The sequence below is a fragment of the Lentzea atacamensis genome (assembly GCF_003269295.1).
Lineage (GTDB): Bacteria > Actinomycetota > Actinomycetes > Mycobacteriales > Pseudonocardiaceae > Lentzea > Lentzea atacamensis.
Genome location: NZ_QLTT01000003.1, coordinates 95,562 through 115,832, shown reverse-complemented (window position 1 = coordinate 115,832; position 20,271 = coordinate 95,562). Strand labels below are relative to the sequence as shown.

Annotated in this window: 26 protein-coding genes; 8 read left to right on the top strand and 18 right to left on the bottom strand. The window is 68.5% G+C overall.

The window, feature by feature from the left end; genetic code table 11:
- The first annotated feature begins 17 nt into the window (after positions 1 to 17).
- Together C8D87_RS15405 and C8D87_RS15400 are read left to right on the top strand one after the other, a co-directional pair.
- A complete protein-coding gene (locus C8D87_RS15405; RefSeq protein ID WP_112227158.1) occupies positions 18 to 1,097 on the top strand; it encodes a nucleotide disphospho-sugar-binding domain-containing protein in 1,080 nt (359 codons plus the stop codon).
- Between the two features lie 21 nt (positions 1,098 to 1,118).
- Positions 1,119 to 2,264, top strand: coding sequence for a glycosyltransferase (locus C8D87_RS15400; RefSeq protein WP_112227157.1), 1,146 nt, complete (start codon positions 1,119 to 1,121; stop codon positions 2,262 to 2,264).
- 17 nt (positions 2,265 to 2,281) lie between these two features.
- Here C8D87_RS15400 and C8D87_RS15395 read toward each other — a convergent pair whose 3' ends face one another.
- From C8D87_RS15395 to C8D87_RS15370, 6 genes are all read right to left on the bottom strand, one after another.
- A complete protein-coding gene (locus C8D87_RS15395; protein ID WP_170166435.1) occupies positions 2,282 to 2,665 on the bottom strand; it encodes an STAS domain-containing protein in 384 nt (127 codons plus the stop codon).
- 117 nt (positions 2,666 to 2,782) lie between these two features.
- The gene (locus C8D87_RS15390) at positions 2,783 to 3,151 is read right to left on the bottom strand and encodes a response regulator (protein ID WP_325049674.1); all 369 of its coding nucleotides are present in this window, start codon (positions 3,149 to 3,151) and stop codon (positions 2,783 to 2,785) included.
- Positions 3,148 to 4,173 carry a PAS domain-containing sensor histidine kinase gene (locus tag C8D87_RS15385; protein ID WP_233442113.1) on the bottom strand — a complete coding sequence of 342 codons (1,026 nt, stop codon included), beginning with the start codon at positions 4,171 to 4,173 and terminating at the stop codon, positions 3,148 to 3,150. The genes C8D87_RS15390 and C8D87_RS15385 overlap by 4 nt, the downstream gene beginning before the upstream one ends.
- Positions 4,174 to 4,189: 16 nt before the next feature.
- Positions 4,190 to 4,555 carry an ATP-binding protein gene (locus C8D87_RS15380; RefSeq protein ID WP_112227155.1) on the bottom strand — a complete coding sequence of 122 codons (366 nt, stop codon included), beginning with the start codon at positions 4,553 to 4,555 and terminating at the stop codon, positions 4,190 to 4,192.
- Positions 4,556 to 4,625: 70 nt separating this feature from the next.
- On the bottom strand, positions 4,626 to 5,246 hold the full coding sequence (locus C8D87_RS15375) for a response regulator transcription factor (protein WP_109641960.1): 621 nt from the start codon (positions 5,244 to 5,246) through the stop codon (positions 4,626 to 4,628).
- 5 nt (positions 5,247 to 5,251) lie between these two features.
- Positions 5,252 to 6,280, bottom strand: a complete 1,029-nt coding sequence (locus tag C8D87_RS15370) for an FAD-binding oxidoreductase (RefSeq protein ID WP_112227154.1) — start codon at positions 6,278 to 6,280, stop codon at positions 5,252 to 5,254.
- 70 nt (positions 6,281 to 6,350) lie between these two features.
- On the opposite strand from C8D87_RS15370, the gene C8D87_RS15365 reads away from it, so the two are divergent.
- On the top strand, positions 6,351 to 7,223 hold the full coding sequence (locus C8D87_RS15365) for a LysR family transcriptional regulator (RefSeq protein WP_112227153.1): 873 nt from the start codon (positions 6,351 to 6,353) through the stop codon (positions 7,221 to 7,223).
- 205 nt (positions 7,224 to 7,428) lie between these two features.
- Positions 7,429 to 8,613, top strand: coding sequence for an elongation factor Tu (tuf, locus tag C8D87_RS15360; RefSeq protein ID WP_112227152.1), 1,185 nt, complete (start codon positions 7,429 to 7,431; stop codon positions 8,611 to 8,613).
- Between the two features lie 81 nt (positions 8,614 to 8,694).
- On the opposite strand, the gene C8D87_RS48565 is transcribed toward tuf, so the two are convergent.
- From C8D87_RS48565 to C8D87_RS15325, 8 genes are all read right to left on the bottom strand, one after another.
- Complete coding sequence (locus tag C8D87_RS48565) at positions 8,695 to 8,829, bottom strand: hypothetical protein (protein WP_267899863.1); 135 nt, start codon at positions 8,827 to 8,829, stop codon at positions 8,695 to 8,697.
- 317 nt (positions 8,830 to 9,146) lie between these two features.
- On the bottom strand, positions 9,147 to 9,812 hold the full coding sequence (locus tag C8D87_RS15355) for a DUF6766 family protein (RefSeq protein WP_112227151.1): 666 nt from the start codon (positions 9,810 to 9,812) through the stop codon (positions 9,147 to 9,149).
- A 27-nt stretch (positions 9,813 to 9,839) separates the two neighbouring features.
- Positions 9,840 to 10,790: a TIGR03557 family F420-dependent LLM class oxidoreductase gene (locus tag C8D87_RS15350; protein ID WP_112227150.1), complete on the bottom strand. Its 951-nt coding sequence runs from the start codon at positions 10,788 to 10,790 to the stop codon at positions 9,840 to 9,842.
- The gene (locus C8D87_RS15345) at positions 10,787 to 12,544 is read right to left on the bottom strand and encodes a thiamine pyrophosphate-requiring protein (RefSeq protein ID WP_112227149.1); all 1,758 of its coding nucleotides are present in this window, start codon (positions 12,542 to 12,544) and stop codon (positions 10,787 to 10,789) included. The genes C8D87_RS15350 and C8D87_RS15345 overlap by 4 nt, the downstream gene beginning before the upstream one ends.
- Complete coding sequence (locus C8D87_RS15340) at positions 12,541 to 13,263, bottom strand: metallophosphoesterase family protein (protein ID WP_112227148.1); 723 nt, start codon at positions 13,261 to 13,263, stop codon at positions 12,541 to 12,543. The genes C8D87_RS15345 and C8D87_RS15340 overlap by 4 nt, the downstream gene beginning before the upstream one ends.
- Complete coding sequence (locus C8D87_RS15335; protein ID WP_109641942.1) at positions 13,260 to 13,508, bottom strand: BON domain-containing protein; 249 nt, start codon at positions 13,506 to 13,508, stop codon at positions 13,260 to 13,262. The genes C8D87_RS15340 and C8D87_RS15335 overlap by 4 nt, the downstream gene beginning before the upstream one ends.
- Positions 13,471 to 14,061 (bottom strand): nucleotidyltransferase domain-containing protein, encoded by a 591-nt coding sequence (locus tag C8D87_RS15330; protein WP_109641939.1) that lies wholly within the window; start codon positions 14,059 to 14,061, stop codon positions 13,471 to 13,473. The genes C8D87_RS15335 and C8D87_RS15330 overlap by 38 nt, the downstream gene beginning before the upstream one ends.
- 36 nt (positions 14,062 to 14,097) lie before the next feature.
- Entirely contained in the window at positions 14,098 to 14,604 is a 507-nt protein-coding gene (locus C8D87_RS15325) for a GNAT family N-acetyltransferase (RefSeq protein ID WP_215732318.1), read from the bottom strand.
- An 85-nt stretch (positions 14,605 to 14,689) separates the two neighbouring features.
- On the opposite strand from C8D87_RS15325, the gene C8D87_RS45890 reads away from it, so the two are divergent.
- The gene (locus C8D87_RS45890; protein ID WP_170155346.1) at positions 14,690 to 14,914 is read left to right on the top strand and encodes a zinc-ribbon domain-containing protein; all 225 of its coding nucleotides are present in this window, start codon (positions 14,690 to 14,692) and stop codon (positions 14,912 to 14,914) included.
- A gap of 61 nt (positions 14,915 to 14,975) precedes the next feature.
- On the opposite strand, the gene C8D87_RS15315 is transcribed toward C8D87_RS45890, so the two are convergent.
- The gene (locus tag C8D87_RS15315; protein WP_112227146.1) at positions 14,976 to 15,560 is read right to left on the bottom strand and encodes a DUF998 domain-containing protein; all 585 of its coding nucleotides are present in this window, start codon (positions 15,558 to 15,560) and stop codon (positions 14,976 to 14,978) included.
- Positions 15,561 to 15,697: 137 nt separating this feature from the next.
- On the opposite strand from C8D87_RS15315, the gene C8D87_RS15310 reads away from it, so the two are divergent.
- Together C8D87_RS15310 and C8D87_RS15305 are read left to right on the top strand one after the other, a co-directional pair.
- The gene (locus C8D87_RS15310; RefSeq protein ID WP_112227145.1) at positions 15,698 to 16,381 is read left to right on the top strand and encodes an SRPBCC family protein; all 684 of its coding nucleotides are present in this window, start codon (positions 15,698 to 15,700) and stop codon (positions 16,379 to 16,381) included.
- Positions 16,378 to 17,205, top strand: coding sequence for an alpha/beta fold hydrolase (locus C8D87_RS15305; protein WP_112227144.1), 828 nt, complete (start codon positions 16,378 to 16,380; stop codon positions 17,203 to 17,205). The genes C8D87_RS15310 and C8D87_RS15305 overlap by 4 nt, the downstream gene beginning before the upstream one ends.
- On the opposite strand, the gene C8D87_RS15300 is transcribed toward C8D87_RS15305, so the two are convergent.
- From C8D87_RS15300 to C8D87_RS15290, 3 genes are all read right to left on the bottom strand, one after another.
- Positions 17,115 to 18,320, bottom strand: coding sequence for an MFS transporter (locus tag C8D87_RS15300; RefSeq protein WP_112227143.1), 1,206 nt, complete (start codon positions 18,318 to 18,320; stop codon positions 17,115 to 17,117). The genes C8D87_RS15305 and C8D87_RS15300 overlap by 91 nt on opposite strands.
- A 27-nt stretch (positions 18,321 to 18,347) precedes the next feature.
- The gene (locus C8D87_RS15295) at positions 18,348 to 18,926 is read right to left on the bottom strand and encodes a Pr6Pr family membrane protein (RefSeq protein ID WP_215732317.1); all 579 of its coding nucleotides are present in this window, start codon (positions 18,924 to 18,926) and stop codon (positions 18,348 to 18,350) included.
- A 132-nt stretch (positions 18,927 to 19,058) separates the two neighbouring features.
- The gene (locus C8D87_RS15290) at positions 19,059 to 19,457 is read right to left on the bottom strand and encodes a DUF2000 domain-containing protein (RefSeq protein ID WP_211337759.1); all 399 of its coding nucleotides are present in this window, start codon (positions 19,455 to 19,457) and stop codon (positions 19,059 to 19,061) included.
- Between the two features lie 49 nt (positions 19,458 to 19,506).
- On the opposite strand from C8D87_RS15290, the gene C8D87_RS15285 reads away from it, so the two are divergent.
- Complete coding sequence (locus C8D87_RS15285; RefSeq protein WP_112227142.1) at positions 19,507 to 20,268, top strand: AraC family transcriptional regulator; 762 nt, start codon at positions 19,507 to 19,509, stop codon at positions 20,266 to 20,268.
- Positions 20,269 to 20,271 lie beyond the last annotated feature (3 nt).

The following is a 20,271-nucleotide window of genomic DNA, read 5'->3' as shown; positions in this document are numbered from 1 at the left end:
GCGGTTAACCTGGGTGTATGCGTGTTCTCGTGGTTGCCGCACCGTTGCTCGGTCACGTCTTTCCGTTGATGCCGCTCGCGCTCGCCCTGCGCGACGCCGGGCACGACGTCGTGGTCGCGACCGGCGGCGAGGCGCTCCGGGTCCGCGACTCCGGCCTGCACGTCGAGGACGTCGTCCCGGCGAACGTCCGCTTCGGACCGATCGCGTTGCGCATCATGTTCACGCATCCGTTGGTGGCCAAGCGGGAGATGCGGGGCAGCGGCAGGCTGGACTTCGTCTCGCGGATGTTCGGCACGGTCGGGGACGCCATGACCGAGCCGTTGCAGGCGCTCGCCCGGCGGTGGAAGCCGGACGTCGTGGTGCACGAGCCGCTGGCCGCCGCAGGATCCGCGCTCGGCGTGCCCTCGATCGTGCACGACGTGTCGCTGTTCGACGGCCTTGAGCTGACCAGCGCGGTGGGCGCGCGGATGAAGGCCGGGGTGCGTTCTCCCGCAACGGTTCTGCGCACGTCACCGCGGAGTGTCGCGGAGTTCTCCGGAGGCGAGCCGCTGCGGTTCGTCGCCTACAGCGGTGACGGTGAGGTCCCGGCATGGCTCACCGAACCGGCCGGGAAGCCGCGCATCCTGGTCAGCCGCAGCACCGCGCCCGGTCCCGGCGCGGGCAGGATGATGGCTGCCGTCGCCAGGGCGGCCGAGCAGGTCGACGCCGAGTTCGTGCTCGTGCGGCCGGAACGTGCGGAAGGCTTGCCGGACAACGTCAAGACGGTCGGGTGGGTGCCGCTTCCGCGCGTGCTGCCGTTCTGCGACGGCATCGTGCACCACGGTGGGGCCGGCACGCTGCTAGGTGCTCTCGCGGCGGGTGTGCCGCAGCTGGTCGAGCCGGGACCCGGTGACCGGACCGTGCACGCGAACCTCGTCACGAAGCGCGGGGCCGGGCTCGCGGCCGGGCCGAAGGCCGTCACGCCGGAGCTGCTGACGCGGCTGATCGAGGACGCCAGGCTGCAACGGGCGGCCGCCGAGGTGTCCGACGAGATCGCGGCGATGCCCGCTCCCTCTGACATCGCCCGGCAATGGGAAGAAGTCACCCCGCTGAAATGAACGACCACCTAGTGTGGGCTGGTGCGCATTCTCTTTTCGAGCTTAGGCTCGCACGGACACATGTACCCCTTACTCCCGCTCGCGATCGCCGCCCGCGAGCAGGGACACGACATCGTCTACGCCGTCGACGCGGGATTCCAGGAACCGGTGCGCAATCTGGGTTTCACCCCGGTCGACGCGGGCATGAGCATCTGGGATGCCTTCAAGGTGGCGAACAGTTCACACGGCACACCGGAGTTCAGGCGGGAGATGTTGCGACAGACCGCCGTCGACGCTTTCGGTTCCGTGCTGCCACGCAGGTTCGTCGAGGACCTGACACCGATCGTGCAGCAGAACAAGCCCGACCTGGTCGTCTTCGAGATCATCAACCCCGGCGCCGGCGTTGTTGCCCTGCAAGCTGGAATTCCGGCGGTGTGCCACGGCTTCGGCAAAATGGACGACACGCTGGTTCCGGAGGCCATGCGCGACCTGTTCCTGGAGTACGTCGCCGAACTCGGCATCAGTTTGCCGAATGGGCAGCATTACGGACTCGGATCGCCCTACCTCGACGTGTTTCCGCCGTCTTTGCAGGATCTGACGTATCTCTCCGGCGTGCAGCGGATTCCGATGCGACCGGTCCCGTTCGCCGAACCGGGAGAATTGCCCGGCTGGGTGGTCGAGCACGCGAGGCCGCTGATCTACCTCACCTTCGGCACCGCGTTCGCGAACGAGGACGTGCTGCGGACCGCGATCGCCGGGCTGTCCGAAGTGGACGCCGAGGTGCTGGTCGCGACCGGGCCGCTGGTCGAGCCGTCCGCGCTGACCGGCGTGCCGGGAAACGTGCACGTGCTGCCGTGGGTGCCTCAGGCCGATCTGCTCGCGCACGCAGATCTCGTCGTGCACCACGGTGGCGCCGGCACGACGGTCGCCGCGATGGCGTTCGCCGTGCCGCAGGTGGTGCTGCCACAGGGAGCCGACCAGTTCCGCAACGCCGAGATCGTCGCGAACGCGGGCCTGGGTGCGCAGCTCGTCGGTGAGCAGTTCACCTCGGACGCCGTGCGCGAGGCCGTCGGCACTCTCCTGCACAGCACCGACGTGCGCACCGCCGTCGACGGCATCGCCGCGGAGATCGCCGCGATGCCGCACCCGGACGACGTCGTGCCGAAGCTCGTCGAACTCGCCGGTTGAAGCCGGGAAACCGGTGCCTACTCGCTGGGCACCGGTTTCAGCACGGACAACGCCTCGTCGACAGAGTCGTGCAGCGACAGGACGTCCGCGACTCCCGTCACCTGCAACGGTCTCTTCACCACGCGATGCGGTGCCACGACGTGGAAGTTCTTGCAGTGCTCGTCAGCCAGCTCGTGCGCCGTGATCAACGTGGAGATGCCGGTCGAGCCGAAGAAGCTGACCGCCGTGAGATCCACGACGACAGCTGGGCCACCGGATTCGAAGCCGAGCCGCAAGGCGTCCAGCACGACGTCCGCCGTGTCGACGTCGATCTCACCTTCCACCGTGACGACCACCACTCCGGTGACCTCGGCGGCACGCACCGTGAGCAGTGGCGATTCCCTGAACAGATCTTCGTTCACCAGCACTCCCCGGTGGCCGAAGCGCATAGATACCGTTCCGAGCACCCTGCTGAACCCGGCTGAGACTTCGACGTTACGGCTGTTGCTTCCACACCACAACCTATTGCTGTGTGCAACCTAACGCACACCGAGCCTGCGCACGGCCGCGACCAGTTCGGCGTTCGGCACGCCTTTGGCCAGGTAGTCGGCCACGCCCGCGCGGCGCATCTCGTCCACCGCGCCCACGTCGGTGTAGGCGGAGAACGCCAGGATTCGCGTCCTGGGTGCGCGGTGCAGGATCTCGCTCGCCGCGCGCGAACCACCGCCGTGCGGCATCCGGACGTCCAGCACGACGACCGCCGGCGAGTGCCGCTCGGCCAGCTCGACGGCCTCGCGGGCGTCCGACGCGACCGCCACCACCTCCAGGTCCGGCTCGTCGTCGAGCACGTCACGGAGGACGTCCCTGATCAGGGGATCGTCGTCGGCGATCAGCACCCTGACGATCACGGCCGCACGTCCGGGAGCCAGAACTCCACCACGGTGCCGCCGCTGTCCTGCGCGCTCACGGTGCACCAGCCACCTGAGGCCTCCGCGCGTTCCCGCATCTCGATCAGGCCGAAGTGACCCGCGTTCGGGTCGAGATCGGGCAGCCCGACGCCGTCGTCCACCACCCTGACCAGGAACCCGCGATCCACTGTGGACATCTGGACGGCGACGGAGGAGGCCTTGGCGTGCTTGCGGACGTTGGTGAGGGCCTCCTGGCAGATGCGGAAGATCGTGATCGCCGCGTCGTCGCCGGGCTCGCGTTCGAGGTTGTTGTCGACCTGTCCCACCATGGCGGTGTCGGCGAGGTACGCGGCGAGCGAGTCGCGCAGCCCCTGCCGCTCGATGCCGGGCGGCCGGACGCGGAAGACCAGGTTGCGCAACCTGCTGATGGCGGTACGAATCGCGTCGTCGAGCTGCTCGACGGACTCGCGGTGCTCCTCCGGCAGCTTGCGGGTGAGAAGCTGCAGCCGCATGTCGACCGCGACCATGGCCTGGATCGTGTCGTCGTGGACGTCCCACGCGATGCGCTGCCGTTCCCGCTCCTGCGCCTCGACGAGGTGGGCGAGGAGCCTGCGCCGGTCGGTGAGCTGCTGCTCGGCGCGCCGCCGTTCGGTCATGTCCCTGGTGACCTTGCCGAACCCGCGCAGCTCGCCGGTGTCGTCGTAGAGGGCCGTGATGATCACATTCGCCCAGAACCGGGTGCCGTCCTTGCGCACCCGCCAGCCCTCGTCCTCGAGCGCGCCCTCGGCCTTCGCGACCCGCAGCTCCCACGCCGGCTTGCCCGCCCTGACGTCCTCCTGAGGGTAGAACGTCGAGAAGTGCCGTCCGATGATCTCCTCGGCGGTGTAGCCCTTGATGCGCTCGGCGCCCTGGTTCCAGCTCACGATGTGCCCGCCCGGGTCGAGCATGAAGATCCCGTAGTCGCGCACGCCCAGCACGAGCAGCCGAAAGAGGTCGCTCTCCCTCCACGAGTCCGATTGCACGGCCTCATCATGCGGGTCAGGCCGTCATCTCACACCAGACAACGTTCTGACCAGCACGTACGGTCATACCCCAGCTCTCGCTGAGCTTGGCGACGAGCTGTTGACCCCAGCCGAAGTCACGCAGCCGCGGCCAGGCGGTGTCGACGATCTCGACCAGCAGCCGGTCCCTGCCGCCGAGGATGCGCACGAGCGGGCGGCCGCTGCCGTGGCGGACGGCGTCGGTCGCGAGTTCGCTGACCACCACCACGACGTCCTCGTGGCAGCCGAGGTAACCGCAGACGGACGCGGCGCGGCGGGCGAAGTCGCGGGCGAGTGCCACGCCGCCGCGCCGGTCGACCTCCGGCAGCGAGAACACAGCTTCGGTGAGCGAGCTCGTGGCCACTGCTGCACAGTGCCTCAACCAGGCTGCCGGGGGCAGACGCAGGCCAACCAAGCCGTCTGGTGCATCTGCATCAGTCCAGCAGGCCTTCGCGGCGGGCGATCGACACCGCCTCCAGCTTCGACCGGGCACCGAGCTTGTCGAGCACGCGCTGGACGTGGTTGCGCGCGGTGTTGCGGGCGACGCCGAGCCTGCTGGAGATCTGTTCGGTGCCCGCACCGTCCGCGAGCAGCAACAACGTCTCCTGCTCGCGGGCCGTGAGGGTGGTGCCGGCGATCCTGACCCGGCCGGTGAGCCGGTCCAGCACACCCGCGAGCAGCTTCGGGTCGAACACCACCTCGCCGTCCGCGACCCTGCGGACGGCCTCGACCAGCTCGTCCAGCCGCGCGGACTTGAGGATCAGCCCGGCGGCACCGGCCTCGGCGACGCGGGCGGCGACCGACGCGGTGGCCTCCCCGGTCAGCACCAGCACCCTGGCACCCCCTTTGACGAGCTCGGGGATGAGCGTGGTGCCGTCGCCGTCGGGCAGCCTGCGGTCGAGGAGGACGATGTCGGGCCTGGCCCGGCGGGTGTCCGTGAGCGCGGTCGCGACGGTGGTCGCGCGGGCGACCACCTCGATCCCGGCACGTTCCAGCGCCAGCCCGATCGCCTCGGCGACCATGTCGTGGTCCTCCACGAGAACCACTGTGGTCATATCGGTCAGCCTACGGCGTAACGGAAATTTCGCGCACTGCCCACGACGAACGATCGCACTTCGTCGAACACCTCAGCGTGCGACGCTTCTGCGCCGAGCTGCGGCGAGATCAGCTTGAGGAGGTGGGTGGCGTTCGCGGTGAGGGCGCCACCGAGCGGCATGAGGCCGAGGAAGACCGGCACCTCCGCGTTGGCCGCCTTCTCCCGGACGCGGTGCAGCGCGTCCAGCGGCAGGTCGCTGAGCAGGACGTTGTCGCCCTGGTAGGTGTGCGGTGGCAGTGGCTTGCCCGCCGCCGCGAACGGCTTCCGGCCGAACTCCTCGATCAGCCTCGGTGCCACGCGGAGGTGGTCGATGTCGAACGGCTGAGTGCTCGCGCAGGTCACCCGGACGACGCTGCGGCCACCGAGCGGTCCGGGGAAACCGGCGGGGAAGGCGATGGTCGTCAGCGACGCCGTGACGTGGTCCGGCAGCTCCCACTTGTGGAAGGCCTCGAAGACCGCTTCCGCGTGGGTGACGTCGAAGTACAGCTCACCCGCGTGGACCAGGTCGATCGGCAGGAGCTCGAACTCCAGCGCGGTGACGACGTCGCCGGCCGTCTCGGTGGCGCGGACGCGGTCGCTCGCGAAGCCGAACTCGCGCGCCAGCACGCTGTAGCCGCCACCGAGGGTGTAGCCGACCACACCGACGTCGCTCGCGTCGCCGCTGAGCGGAGCGAGGCCGTGCGGTGCTGCCTCGTCGAGCACCTGCTGCCAGATCGCGCCCGCTTCCACCCGCGCGGTCCTGGTTTCCGCATCCACCTCGACCGCGTTCATGCGCTTGGTGGAGATGAGAACGCCGGTGGTCGTGGTGATCAGGCCGTGGCCGGTGGCTTGGACGGCGTGGTCGAGGCCGTGGGTTTCCGCGTACCGCAGGGCTTCTTCGACGTCCTTCGCGCTCTCCACAGCGAAGATGACCTGCGGTTCATGGCGGAGTCCGGTCTGGAAGCCGCCGCGTTCCTCGTCGTAGCCGGTGTCACCGGGGTGGAAGATCTGCATGACTTCAGCATGGTTGTGCTGCGGTTATATGTCCAAGATCTAGTTGTGCTTGCTTCTATAATCGTTGGTTATGGAGCTTCGCCAGCTGGAGTACTTCGTCGCGGTCGCGGAGGAGGCTTCGTTCACGCGGGCCGCCGAACGGGTGCACGTCGCGCAGCCGGGGGTGAGTGCGCAGATCCGGCGGCTGGAGCGGGAGCTCGGGCACGACCTGCTGGACCGGTCGGGGCGCACGGTCACGCTGACCGACGTCGGCGCGGCGGTGTTGCCGTTGGCGCGGGCGGCGTTGCGGTCGGTGGAGTCCGCGCGGCGGACCGTCGAGGAGATGGCCGGGCTGGTGCGTGGTGCCGTGCGCGTCGGGATGGTCGTGTCGTGCGGGATCATGGACCTGCCGGAGTTGCTTTCCTCGTTCCACTCGCTGCACCCTGACGTCGAGATCACGTTGGTGGAGGCCAACTCCGATTCTCTGATCGCGTCCCTTCTGGACGGTCAACTGGACTTCGCTCTGGTCGGGTACGCCGGTTCGACGCCTGAAGGGCTGGCAGTCCGGGTACTGGCCGACGAGCCGCTCGTGGTCGCGGTGTCCGCTTCGGATCCTTGGTACGGCAGGGAATCCGTGTCGCTGGATGAGCTGCTGACGCGCGGGTTGATCAGCCTGCCACCGGGGACGGGGTTGCGCGGGGCGCTGGACGCGGCTTGCGGCGGACGGCAGCCGCGGATCGCGTTCGAGGCTTCGGCGCCACCGATGGTGATCACGCTGGCCCAGCGCGGGCTCGGCCCGGCGATCCTGGCGTTGTCGATGGTTTCCGAGCTGCACGCGGTGCGGATCACCGACCCGTCGCCGTGGAGCCGGCTCGGTTTCGCGTGGCGTTCCGCCGGTCCGCACAGCCCCGCCGCCCGTGCGCTGATCAGGCTCGCGGAAAACCGGATGACAGCGAATCCGTAGGTCTGTCACGATCACGGCATGTTCCTGACGGCTGAGCTCAACACGTGCGCAGGTGTTCCTGCGGGCGCGCTCGCCGTTGCCTCGGCACAGCTGGCCGGCGCCCGAATCTGACCCTTCTCCAGTCCTCTCCTTCAGGACCGCTGGAGGAGGGTGGTAGCGATCCACGGGTTCTGAGATCCCAGCTGCAGCTTCGAGGACAAGGGAAATGAAGCAGGAGTTCGTGCGCGCCAAGCCGCACCTCAACATCGGCACCATGGGTCACGTCGACCACGGCAAGACCACGCTGACGGCCGCCATCACCAAGGTTCTGTCCGAAATGGACCCGTCGGGCACCACCTTCACCGCGTTCGACCGCATCGACCGCGCGCCGGAGGAGCTGGCCCGCGGCATCACGATCAACATCGCGCACGTCGAGTACGAGACGCCCACGCGTCACTACGCGCACGTCGACATGCCCGGCCACGCCGACTACGTGAAGAACATGATCACGGGTGCGGCGCAGCTGGACGGCGCGATCCTCGTGGTGTCCGCAGAGGACGGCACGATGCCGCAGACGCGCGAGCACGTGGTGCTGGCGCGCCGTGTGGGCGTGCCGCACGTGGTGGTGGCGCTGAACAAGGCCGACGCGGTGAGCGACCCGGAGCTGCTCGACCTGGTGGAGCTGGAGATCCGCGACCTGCTCTCCCGCTACGGCTTCGACGGCGACGCCACGCCGGTGGTCCGCGTGTCCGGTCTGCGGGCGTTGCAGGGCGACCCGGAGTGGACCGCTTCGGTGGTGTCGCTGCTGGAGGCCGTGGACGCGCACGTACCGGTGCCCGTCCGGGACCTCTCCGGGCCGTTCCTGATGCCGATCGAGAACGTCATGACCATCACCGGTCGCGGCACCGTCGTGACCGGCGCGGTGGAGCGCGGTGTCCTCGGCCTCGGCGACGCGGTCGAGGTGGTCGGTCTCGGTTCCGCGGTGACCTCGGTCGCCACGGGCATCGAGACGTTCGGCAAGCCGATGCAACAGGCCCAGGCGGGAGACAACGCCGCGGTGCTGCTGCGCGGTGTCCGTCGCGGCGAGGTCAGGCGCGGCCAGGTGCTGGCCCTGCCGGGCAGCGTGGCGCCGCACACGAGGTTCCGCGCGTCGGTGTACCTGCTGTCCCACGCGGAGGGCGGCCGGCACACCGGTATCGCGTCGAACTACCGGCCGCAGTTCCACTTCCGCACCGGCGACGTCGTCGGCGTGGTGGAGCTGGCGGACGGCGCGCCGGCGATGCCGGGAGACACCGTCGAGGTCACGGTGGAGCTGGGCAAGGCGGTGGCGATGGACACCGGGCTCGGCTTCGCGATTCGCGAGGGCGGCAAGACCGTGGGTGCCGGCACGGTCGGCGAGATCCTCGCGTAGAGGCGGTGGCGACGGCCCGAGAAGGTGGTCGCGCTGCCTTGTAGAAGGGCGCGGCGGGACAACACGTCCCGCCGCGCTTTCTCATCGGCAGGTGAGGAGAGCGCGCAGCTCGGCGTGCTCCGGGGTCCGCGACGAGCGGGCGAGGTAGAGCTGGTCGAGCGGATGGACGAGTTCGAGCAACTCGCGGGCCGCCTTGGCGGGCAAGGTGTTCAGCACCGTGCAAAGGAATGCGCGTCCCACGGCTGGATCGTCATCGTCGCAACACGGACATGGATTCGGTTCGATCCTGTAGCGGGCGATGGCGGCCGACGGGCCGCGCACGAACCGAGCCCAGCCCTCGAGGGCTTCAGCGGTTCTGCCAGGACGGAAGCGCGCGCGTTCGAGCTCAGCTGTGGAGCGGGTCGTGAGTGCGGCAACACGCGGAATCTGACGGACCGGCTGCGGCCGCCGGAACGGCAGCTGTGCGCGGACCTGTGCGGGGCGCCTACGCGGCATGGCCCTTTCTGGTGGTCATGCCGCTGATTCTGCCTGACCTAGCCAGACTCGTCACTCACCGAGTGAGCCGAACCCACCGGTTTCGACTCGGGCGAGCCGCGTTGCCTCAGGTAGACGCTGAGAATCGCCATCGACGCGATCGCGAGGAACTCGGACTGCCAGTTCTGCAGCGACCGGTTCCAGAAGTCGGCGCTCAGGAAGTACTGGAACAGGCCCATCTTCTCGGCCAGCGGGTCGGAGTTGTTGGCGTACCAGCCGGCGACCCACTGCATGGACCAGGAGAACAGGAACAACACCAGCATCGCCAGTCCCAGCGACTTCGAGAACACCGCGGTGCGCCAGCCTCCCGCGCGCGCCCACGTCGGCGACGACTCGGTCGCGTACTGACCGACCTGCTGTTCCTCGTCGCTCTCGTGACCGACCTTGCCCGCCGGCTTGGACTCGGGCGAACCCTTCTGGATCAGCCAGACGGTGGCGGTGACGTACAGGAAGAACTGCAGGTACTCGGACTGCCAGTTCTCCGTGACGTCGACCAGGTAGTCGGCGGAGAACAGGTAGGACCCCAGGGACAGCAACGGCTGCCCCAGCGCGGCCTGACGCTCGTTGTAGTCGGCGTGGCCCGTGAACAGCTGGCCGACCAGCGCCGCGAGGAAAAGCCCGGCGAAAACGAGCGTCAGGCTGTGCTCGCGCAGGAATCTCCTCATAGGACCGGATGCCCTGCGCACCTGCGTCTAAACATCGATCAACGGCGTGACCTCCTTGGCCCAGAACTCGAAGAACTCCTGCTGGTTGGTCCCGATCTGCTGCACGTAGACCTCGTCGAACCCGGCGTCGGCGAACTCCTTGATCTTCTCCGCGTACTTCTCCGGATCCGGGCCACACGGAATCGACGAGCGGATCATCTCGGGCGTGACCAGTTCGGACGCCTGCTCGAAGTGGCGCGGTGTGGGCAGCACCTGCGCCAGCTCGCCGGGCAGGCCGTCGTTGGGCCACAGGCGGTGCGCGGTCTTCACCGCGTCCTCTTCGGACTCCGCGTAGCAGACCTTCAGGCCGCTCTGCGCCGGTCCGCGCCCGCCTTCTGAGCGGTACTGCCGCACCAGGTCACCGGACGGGCCCACGCAGATGTAGCCGTCGCCGCACCGGGCCGCGAGCTTGACCGCCTTGGGACCGAACGCGGACACGTAGATCGGCACCGGGCGTTCGGGCAGCGTGTAGACGCGGGCGTTCTCGACCGTGTAGTGCTTGCCGTGGTGCGTGACCTCGTCGCCCTGGTGCAACGTGCGGATGAGGCCGATCGCCTCCTCCAGCATCTCCAGCCGCACCTCCGCGGACGGCCAGTGCGTGCCCAGGACGTGCTCGTTCAGCGCCTCGCCGCTGCCGACGCCGAGCACGAAGCGGCCCTCGCACTGCACGGCCGCCGTGGCCGCGGCCTGGGCGATCACGGCCGGGTGGATGCGGAGGGTGGGGCAGGTGACTGCGGTCGTGATGGGCAGCGACACGGTCTCGGACAGCGCGCCGATCGTGCCCCACACGAACGGCGACTGGCCCTGCTCGTCGTTCCACGGGTGGTAGTGGTCGGAGATCCACAGCGCCTCGAAGCCGTGATCGTCGGCCATCCTGGCGTGCCGGACGAGCTCACGCGGGCCGTGTTCTTCTGAAGAAAGGAAATAGCCGAGCTTCACGGCAACAACTCCTGGATCTTGGTCTGCAGGCCGCGGCGCAGCACCTCCCACGCGTCGGGGTCGCCGCGCAGCACAGCCTCGGTCATGTCCTTGATCTGGTCGAACGTCGCGTGCGGCGGGATCGGCGGCACGTTCGGGTCGCAGCGCACGTCGAGCACCACCGTGCCCTCGGACGCCAGGGCCGTGTCCCAGGCCGGGCCGAGCTGGTCCGGCGAGTCGACCTCGATGCCCTGCAGGCCGATCGACCGCGCGTAAGCCGCGTACGACAGGTCGGGCAGCGTTTGCGACTCCTCGAACTTCGGCGCGCCACCCATCGCGCGCAGCTCCCACGTGACCTGGTTGAGGTCGTTGTTGTGGAACACGCACACGACGCATCGGATGCCGTAACGCTTCAACGTCAACAGCTCCGCCATGCCGTTCATCTGCATCGCGCCGTCGCCGACCAACGCGATCAACGGGCGTGTGGGCTGAGCGAAGGCGGCACCCAACGCATACGGCACAGCGCACCCCATCGTGGCCAGCGTGCCGGACAACGACGACCGCACGTTGCCGTGGATGCGCAGCAACCGCGCGTACCAGTTGGTGGCGGAACCCGAGTCCGCGGTGACGATCGCGTTGGCGGGCAGTCGTTTCGACAGCTCCGAGACGATCAGCATCGGGTTGACCGGGTCGGCGGGCACGGCGGCCTGCCGTTCCACGACCTCCCACCAGCGCTCGACGTTCGCCTCGATCGTGTGCCGCCACGAGCGGTCGGTCTTGCGCTCCAGCAACGGGATCAGCGACCGCAACGTCTCCCGCGCATCGCCCACGAGGTTGACCTCGGTCGGATAGCGCATGCCGATCGCGCGACCGTCGACGTCGATCTGCACGCCGCGGGCGGCACCGTACTTCGGCAGGAACTGCGAGTACGGGAAGTTCGATCCGACGATCAGCAGCCGGTCGCAGTCGCGCATCAGCTCGTACGACGGCCGCGTGCCGAGCAACCCGATCGACCCGGTCACGTACGGCAGGTCATCGGGCAGCACGTCCTTGCCCAGCAACGCCTTCGCGACACCGGCACCCAGCAGGTCAGCGACCTCGCGCAGTTCCGAAGCCGCACCGCGGGCACCCTGACCGATCAGGATCGCGACCTTCGACCCGCTGTTCAGCACGTCGGCCGCGCGCCGCACCTCGTCGTTCGCCGGGACGACACACGAGGAGGACCGCGACGGCGGGCTCGACGGGATGTACTTGAACTCGTGCTTGGGCGGCTCGTACTCCTGCTCCTGCACGTCGTTCGGGATGATCAGGACGGCCGGCGCGCGATCGGCCTGTGCCGTGCGCATCGCGCGGTCCAGCGCGTTCGGCAGCTGTTCCGGCACTGTCACGTCGACCAGGTACGAGGCGACGTCGCGGAACAACGAGTGCAGGTCGACTTCCTGCTGATAGCTGCCGCCCTGCGCGGTGCGGGCGGTCTGTCCGACGATCGCGACGACCGGAACGTGGTCGAGCTTCGCGTCGTACAGGCCGTTGAGCAGGTGGATCGCGCCTGGGCCCGATGTCGCCAGGCACACACCGACGTCGTCGCTGAACTTCGCGTAGCCGACCGCGGCGAACGCGGCCATCTCCTCGTGCCGCGTCTGGATGAACCTCGGATCGTTGTCCGCCTTGCCGAACGCGGCCACGATCCCGTTGATGCCGTCGCCCGGATACGCGAACACCTGCTTGACGCCCCAGTCGCGCAACCGTCCAACGATGAAGTCACCGACGGTCATGCGTTCGCACCTTCCATCACGTAGACCGTGTAGGCGGACCGGATGATCGGCTGCGCCACGTTGCGGACCCGCACCCCGCCCGGTGTCATGCCCTGCTCGGTGCCGAAGTGCGCGTGCCCGTGGATGGCGAGATGCGTGCCGGTCGAGTCGATCGCCTCGCCCAGCAGGTACGAGCCGAGGAACGGGTAGATCTCCGGCGGCTCTCCGCGCAACGTGTCCGGCACCGGCGCGTAGTGGGTCAGCGCCACCTTGATGTCCGTGTCCAGTTCGGACAGTGCCTGCTCCAGGGTCTCCGCGATGTCACAGGTGTGCTGGATGAACGCCTTCATCTCGCGCTCACCGAACGCGCTCCCGCACTTGCCCGCGAACCCGCCGCCGAAGCCCTTCACGCCCGCGACGCCGAGGGTGCAGCCGTTGATCCGCGCCTCGAACGTCGTGCCCTCCAGCACGTGGATGCCCTTGTCCTGCAACGTCTTGGTGACTTCGAGGGGCTTGTCGTCCTGGTGGTCGTGGTTGCCGAGCACGGCGACGACGGGCACCGGCAGGTCCGCGAACTCCTCGGCGACCACCTGCGCCTCGGCGACCGTGCCGTGCCGAGTCAGGTCACCGGCCAGCAGCAGTATGTCCGCGTGCTCACCGACCTTCTCGAGGGCCGGGCGGAGCCTGCCGCGCATGTCCTCGCCGAGATGGATGTCGCCGACAGCTGCGATCCGGATCATCGCAGGTCCTCCTCACCCTCCGGTTCTCCAGCCGGCGTCACCCGCACGTCGTTGAAGATCTTCAGCTCGGGCGCGGCCTCGTGCAGCACCTCTTCGAGCGCCTTCCGCCGTTCCGCGCACGCCACGTCGCCGGAGAGCATCACGTGATCACCGCGCACGGTGACCCGCACGCCGAGCTCGGCCGTTCTGGGGTCCTCCGCCATCGCCCTACGCAGGTTTGCCGCGAGGTACTGCTCGGATTCCATTGCCCCTCCCGATGATCTCCAGGCGTTCGATGAGCACCAGGAACGCCTCCGCGTACGGGGAGTGCTTGGTCTCCTCGCGCACCTGGTCCCAGTCGATCTGCTCTCTGAGGGCGCGGGCGAACGGCAGCAGCTCGCTGAAGTCACAGCGGTGCCCGTCCAGCACCAGCAGCTTGCTGCTCAGCACGAACGTCGCCGGCATCACCGGCAGCACGACCGAACCGACGGGAAGCTCCTCGGCCATGGCAAGGATCTCGTCGGTGACCGGGCGCTCGTTGGGCCGGAACAGCAGGTCCACCAGCGAGTCGCCGTCGTAGACCTTCAGCAGCCAGTCCTCAGGGGGCTCCGCGGCTCGCAGGCCGCGCTGCACGAGGACGCGGACCGCCTCGGCCGCGTCCTGTTCACGCACCAGCAGGTCCACGTCGTGTTCGCTCGCCGGCCCACCGCGTGCATAACCCGCGCATCCGCCCGTCAGGGCGAACGGTATCTCCGCGCTGCGCAAGGCGTTCGCGACTTTGGTCAGCGTCCGCAGCAGCTCGTCCTGCACGTCGCTCATGCACAGCCGGTTACCCGGCTGCCCCGGAAGCGAACCTCAGAACTGATCAGTCGCGAGCCGGGCATGGGTCTCGGTGTCGTACCGCACCCCGTCGTAGAGCAGCTTGGCCCGTTCCACACCTTCCGCCCCGAACCCGGCGCCCACCGCCACCCGGCAGGACGCGGGGTTGTCCAGCCGGTGCGCGAGCTCCAGCCGGAAGAGCCCCAGCTCCGCGAACGCGAACTCGCTGACCTCCCGGCAGGCCTTCGTGGCCAGCCCCTTGCCGCGCGCCTCGGACAGCACCCAGTACGACACCCACCCGGTGAGGTGGCGGAGTTCGACGTTCGACACCGTGACGTTCCCGACGGGTACGCCGTCGTCCAGCACGGCGAAGGCGTACGCGCCACCCTGGACCTGCCGGGCCGTGCACAGCGCGATCCACTCCTCGGCGGCGGCCAGCGAGTCCACCGGAGCGGTGAACTGGCGGTCCATCCCGGGCTCGGCGGCCGCGGCCAGGATGATCGGAGCGTCGCAGGCTTGCCATGGCCGCAGCAGGTCGTCCACCTGTGCAGCTTCTGAAGATGCCGGGCTCACTGCAACTCGAACAGGACGTCAGACGTCAAAGGGACAGCCAACCCAGGGAGCGCAGATGGTCATTTTCGGCTGGCGGACGACGATCGAGCAGCTGCGGATGCTGTCACTGGTGTGCGGGCACTGCCACCACCAGGCCGCGCACAACCTGTTCCGGCGCTACACGAAGCCCACCATCTTCTTCATCCCGCTGTTCACCATCAGCAGCAGGTACGGGCTGCAGTGCACGTTCTGCGGGGTGTCCTACGACATCAGCAAGATGCACGCCCATCAGCTCGTCTGAAGGCAGGCCGCACAACCGGGCGCGTCCTCGTCGGTGGTGACGCGCCCGCACTCGGGGCAGATCAGTTCGAGCAGGCAGACCGGCTCAGCTTCAGGGACACGGCCGAGGTCCACAGCCAGCCGATCGTCGCCACCACGTAGAGCAGCACGGTGCCGGACGGGTTGCCCAGGAACGCCATCGGCACCATCAGGAGCACGCCCGTCAGGCCGCTCATCACCGCCAGCCATCCCCCGAGCCTACGCGCGAACACGAAGCACGCCCCGATCCAGCCGATCATGGCGAGTCCGAACGCCACCGCGTGCAACGCGCCGTGCCAGGACATCGACGACGGTGGCCCCTCCGGTGCGCCTGCCGGGAAGCCCAGCCCGGGATCGGCGACGAAGACCCCGCCGAGGATCATCCCCACGCCCATCAGGCCGATGAGCCGCGCGCCCCATTTGGTGTGCTTCGCCATGCCGGTGGCGGCGATGACGAACAACGCGCCGCTCACGACGAAGTTCGCGATCTGGATCCAGCCGAGCGAACCGAGGCTGAGCATGCTGAACGGGTGCCGCGAGAGGTCGAAGCCCTCGCGGGTGAAGGCCTGGGCGTAGCCGACCACGAGGTAGAGCGGGCCGGCGACGACACCACACGCGATGCGGGACATGGGTTCCTCCTGACGAAGTTGGTGGCGAGAACGGAACCACCGACAACTTTTTTTGTCAAGACTAGAAGGACTGTCTTGACTAAAAGAGTCGTCGGCGCCAGGATGGGACCATCCACGAAGCCAGGAGGGGAGAACTGATGGGCCACGGGTTCGAGGGCACTGAGGAGATCGAGGTGCCGGCGTCCGTCGAGGACGTCTGGGAGGCCATCGCGACCGGTCCCGGTATCGACTCGTGGTTCATGGGTCGCAACGAGGTGGAGGACGGCCAGGTCAAGCTCGCGTTCGGCGAGTACCGGCCGACGCACGAGATCACCGCGTGGGACCCGCCCCACCACTTCAAGCACGACAGCGGCGTGGAACCCGACGGCCGGTTCATCGCCTACGAGTTCATGGTCGAGGGCCGCGACCACGGCAGCACCGTGCTGCGGATGGTCACGAGCGGCTTCCTGCCCGGCGACGACTGGGCCGACGAGTTCGAGGCGATGAAGCTCGGTGGCGCGCTGTTCTGGCGGACGCTGGTCGAGTACCTGCACCACTTCCCCGGCCGGACCGCCCGCCCGCTCACGGTGTTCGGGCCGATGATCAGCGACTGGGACGCGGCCTGGAAGACGCTCGACGAGGCGCTCGCGGAGAAGCTCTCAGGCGCCGTCGAGTACCACCGCAACGCGCACACCCTCGGACTGCGCACCGAACGCGGCATGTACCGCTTCCTGCGCGGCTTCCACGGTCCGATGATCGCCGCACACCACGTCTTCTCCGGCGACGAGTCCGAGCAGGACTGGCAGAGCTTCCTCGACATCACCCTGGGAGAGCAGAAATGACGCGCCTCACGACCTCCGCCGACGGCACCGAGATCGCGTACTCGATCACCGGTTCCGGACCCGCGCTGATCCTCGTGGACGGCGCGATGTGCCACCGGAAGTTCGGGCCGACGACCGAGCTGGCGTCCGTGCTGGACAAGAACTTCACCGTCTACACCTACGACCGGCGCGGCCGCGGCGAGACCGGCGACGGCGCGACGCCGTGGTCCCTGGAGCGCGAGGTCGAGGACATCGACGCGCTGATCAAGGAAGCCGGCGGCAGCGCCTTCGTGTTCGGTGTGTCCTCGGGAGCGGTCCTGGCGATGGAGGCCGCGTCACGGCTGCCGGGCATCTCACGGCTCGCTCTCTACGAGACGCCGTTCGTCGTGGACGACACGTACAAGCCACGGCCCGCCGACATCGTCGAGCAGATGAACGACATGCTCGCTCGGGGCGACCGTTCCGGGATGCTCTCGACGTTCATGAAGATCGTCGGTGTGCCCGGTTTCGGGGTCGCGATCATGAAGCTGACCCCGATGTGGAAGAAGCTGAAGCTCGTCGCGCACACGCTGCCGTGGGACCTGACCATCCTCGGCGACGACGGCCGCGGCTCGCCGCTGCCGACCGACCGCTGGAACGTCAAGGTGCCGACGCTCGCGATGGACGGCGGCAAGAGCCCCCAGTACCTCCGCAACACCATGAAGAACGTCGCGGAGGTGCTCGGGAAAGACGTGGAGTACCGGACGTTGCCGGGTCAGACGCACATGTACAGGCCGTCCGTCATGGCGCCGGAGCTGGTGGAGTTCTTCTCGCGGGCCCAGCGCACCGCAGGTCCCATCGCGTAGCCGGCGACGACGAACAGCCCGCCGACCACGAGCCAGCCGATCGTGCCCCAGCCGAGCACGACGGTGGTGAGCAGCGCGGGGCCGACCATGCGCGCGACCGCGGTGCCGGTCGCGAAGAAGCCCTGGTACTGGCCCTGCCGGTCGGCGGGCGCGAGGGAGAAGCTGATCTCCCACGCCCCGGAGGCGAGCAACATCTCGCCGAGCACCTGCAGCGCGGCGGCCGCGATCAGCAACGCCGCCGCGGGCCAGGCGCCGAAGCTGAACGCCGTCACCGCGAACACCGCGCAGGACGCGAGCATGATCAGCCCGGCGTGCCGCACGAGCCTGGACGCCTCGCCGAGACCGGTGGCGCGCTTGGCGATCCGCACCTGGAACAGCACGACGGCAGCGGTGTTGAGCACCAGCAGTGCGGCGGCGAGCCACGCCGGTGCCTCGGTCCGCTGCACGATCCACAGCGGGATGATCAGGCTCAGCAGCGGCATGTAGAGCAGCATCACCGCGTTGATCAACGTGATCAGCGCGTACGGGCGGTCCTTCAGGACGTCGAACCTGCCCTTGGCACGGGTCATCGCGGTCTCCGGCAGCGTGCCCAGAATCGCTGCCGCGGCGAGGAAGCTGAGCGCGTCGAGCACGAACACGGCCGTGTAGGCGGCCTCGGTGCCGAGGTGCAACGCGAACCCGCCCATCGCCGCGCCGATCGCGATGCCCGCGTTGGCCGTGGACTGGATCCGCGCACGGGCTCGTGTCCGTTCCTCCGGCGTCGTGAGGCCGGCGAGCAGAGCCTGCCGCGACGCCTGCAGGCCGCTCTGGAAGCTCGCGTACAGGCACATGACCAGCACGAACGCCACGAAGTTCCGGGTGAGGAGCAGGATCGAGATGCTCACCGCGGTGGCACTCGCGAGCACAACGGCGGTGGTGCGCGGGCCGAGGTGGTCGGCGACGTGTCCGAGCGCGACGCCGGCGACGGCACCGACGCCCCACGCGAGGGTCAGGGCGAGCCCGACCCGTGCCGCGCCCAGGCCGACGATCTGGGTGAAGTACAACGCCGAAACGACGAGAAACCCGCCGTCACCGATGGAGTTCGTCAGCTGCGCGTACGCGAGTCGCCTGGTCATGACTAGACCGTAGGGCGATGATTGGCCCTAGTCATGGGACAAGACAGCGCTGTTTTTCTGGGCCAATTTCGCACCAGCCCACGAGACGAAGAGCGCCAGCGCACCGAGGATCACGGCAACGGACACGCAGGTCAGTGCGACGTCCATGTACCCACGTGGGCGCGGGTCGAGGAACGGGTACGGGTACCAGCCCACGATCGGCCCGCGGACCAGCGTGTAGATCAGGTAGGCGAGCGGGAACGACAGCCAGATCCACACTCTCGTAGTTCGTTCCGGCGCGATCAGCCACTCCACGACGACCAGGATCGGGACGACGACGTGCAGCACCCAGTTCGCATAGGCGGGTGTCTGCACGTCGACGCCCTGCAGCAGGACCGCGTACACGATCCCCGTGGTGGTCATGTAGAGCACGGCCGCGCCCCTGATCTGCGGGGAGACCGGTCTGAACACCCCCAGCAACGCCACGCACGCCGCGAACACGTTCGACAGCACGGTGAAGTAGCTGAAGTGGTTGACGGGACGGAACCGGTCCCCCAGCACCACGATCAGGTAGACCTCCGCCGAAAGAACCAGCAGGAACACGGCCATCCGGAGCAGCTTGATCACGGTCAGAATTGAAGCGCGTTTCCGGCGGCCGCGCTGACCTCGGTGATGCGCCTGCGACGAGACGGCATCATCACCGTCGGGTGCGCAATGCTCCAGAGCTCACGCGTACCGACCGACATGGTTCGAAGTCGATCACGGATGCATGCGGGCGCCCTTGAAGATCTTGTCGACGGCGTTCTTCTGGCCGTGCACCGCGATCCCGACCAGGTCGAGGTCCTGCGTGTGGACTTTGCGCACCGCGGCACGGTTGTCGGCGTCGTTGCCCGTCGCGAACAGGTCCGCCGTGAAGATCGCCATCGGCTGGTTGCGGTTCAGCGCACGCTCGTGGGCCTTCCTGAGCAGCTCCTGGTCGCCCTGCAGGACCACGACGGGCTGGCGGAACATCGGCAGGTAGTTGACGTCGTCGGCGTCCACGTACGGCTCGCCGCGGAGCTCGTCGGGCAGCCCGCTCACGAGGAAGGCGGTCACGTTCAGCGCCTGCCATCCGGCCAGGTCGTCGCGCAGCAACACAGCGATCTTGGTGTCGAACATGTACCCACGATCGCGGGCATTCGGGATGGGGGTCTTGTACGTTTCTGACATGAGCGTCGCCGCCTGGAAGCCGGCGGTGGAAGGCATCAAGGAGGTCTTCCACGCCTCCTTCACCACTCACGTCTACCCGGCGCACACGCACGACGCGTGGACGTTGATGCTGATCGACACGGGTGCCGTGCGCTACGAACTGGACCGGCACGAGCACGGCGCTCTCGTTTCCGGCGTCACGCTGTTGCCGCCGCACGTGCCGCACGACGGGCGGTCCGCGCATCCGACCGGCTTCCACAAGCGGGTGCTGTACCTCGACAGTTCGGCGCTACCGTCAGACCTGATCGGCAAGGCCGTCGACACGCCGATGCTCGTCGATCCCCTGTTGCGGCAGCGGGTCCACCAGCTGCACGTGACGCTGGACGACCCGTTCGAGGCGTCCAGCCGGCTGGCGTTGATCACCGAACGGCTCCGGCACCGCTTCGCGGGCACGTCGCCCGCCGTGCACGCGGATCCGACGCTGGCCGATCGGTTGCGGCAGCTGCTGGACGCGTCGCTGCCCGCCGGGATCACGCTCGCCGAGGCCTCGGTGGAGCTGCAGTCCAGCCCGACGCATCTGGTGCGGGCGTTCAGCAGGCGGTTCGGGCTGCCGCCGCACCGGTATCTGACCGGGCGCCGCGTGGATCTTGCGCGCGGGTATCTGGTGGAGGGACGTCCGGCGGCAGAGGCGGCGGTGCTGGCCGGGTTCCACGACCAGTCGCACCTGACTCGCCACTTTCGCCGTGTCCTGGGTACGAGTCCCGGCCGGTTCGTACGCTGACAC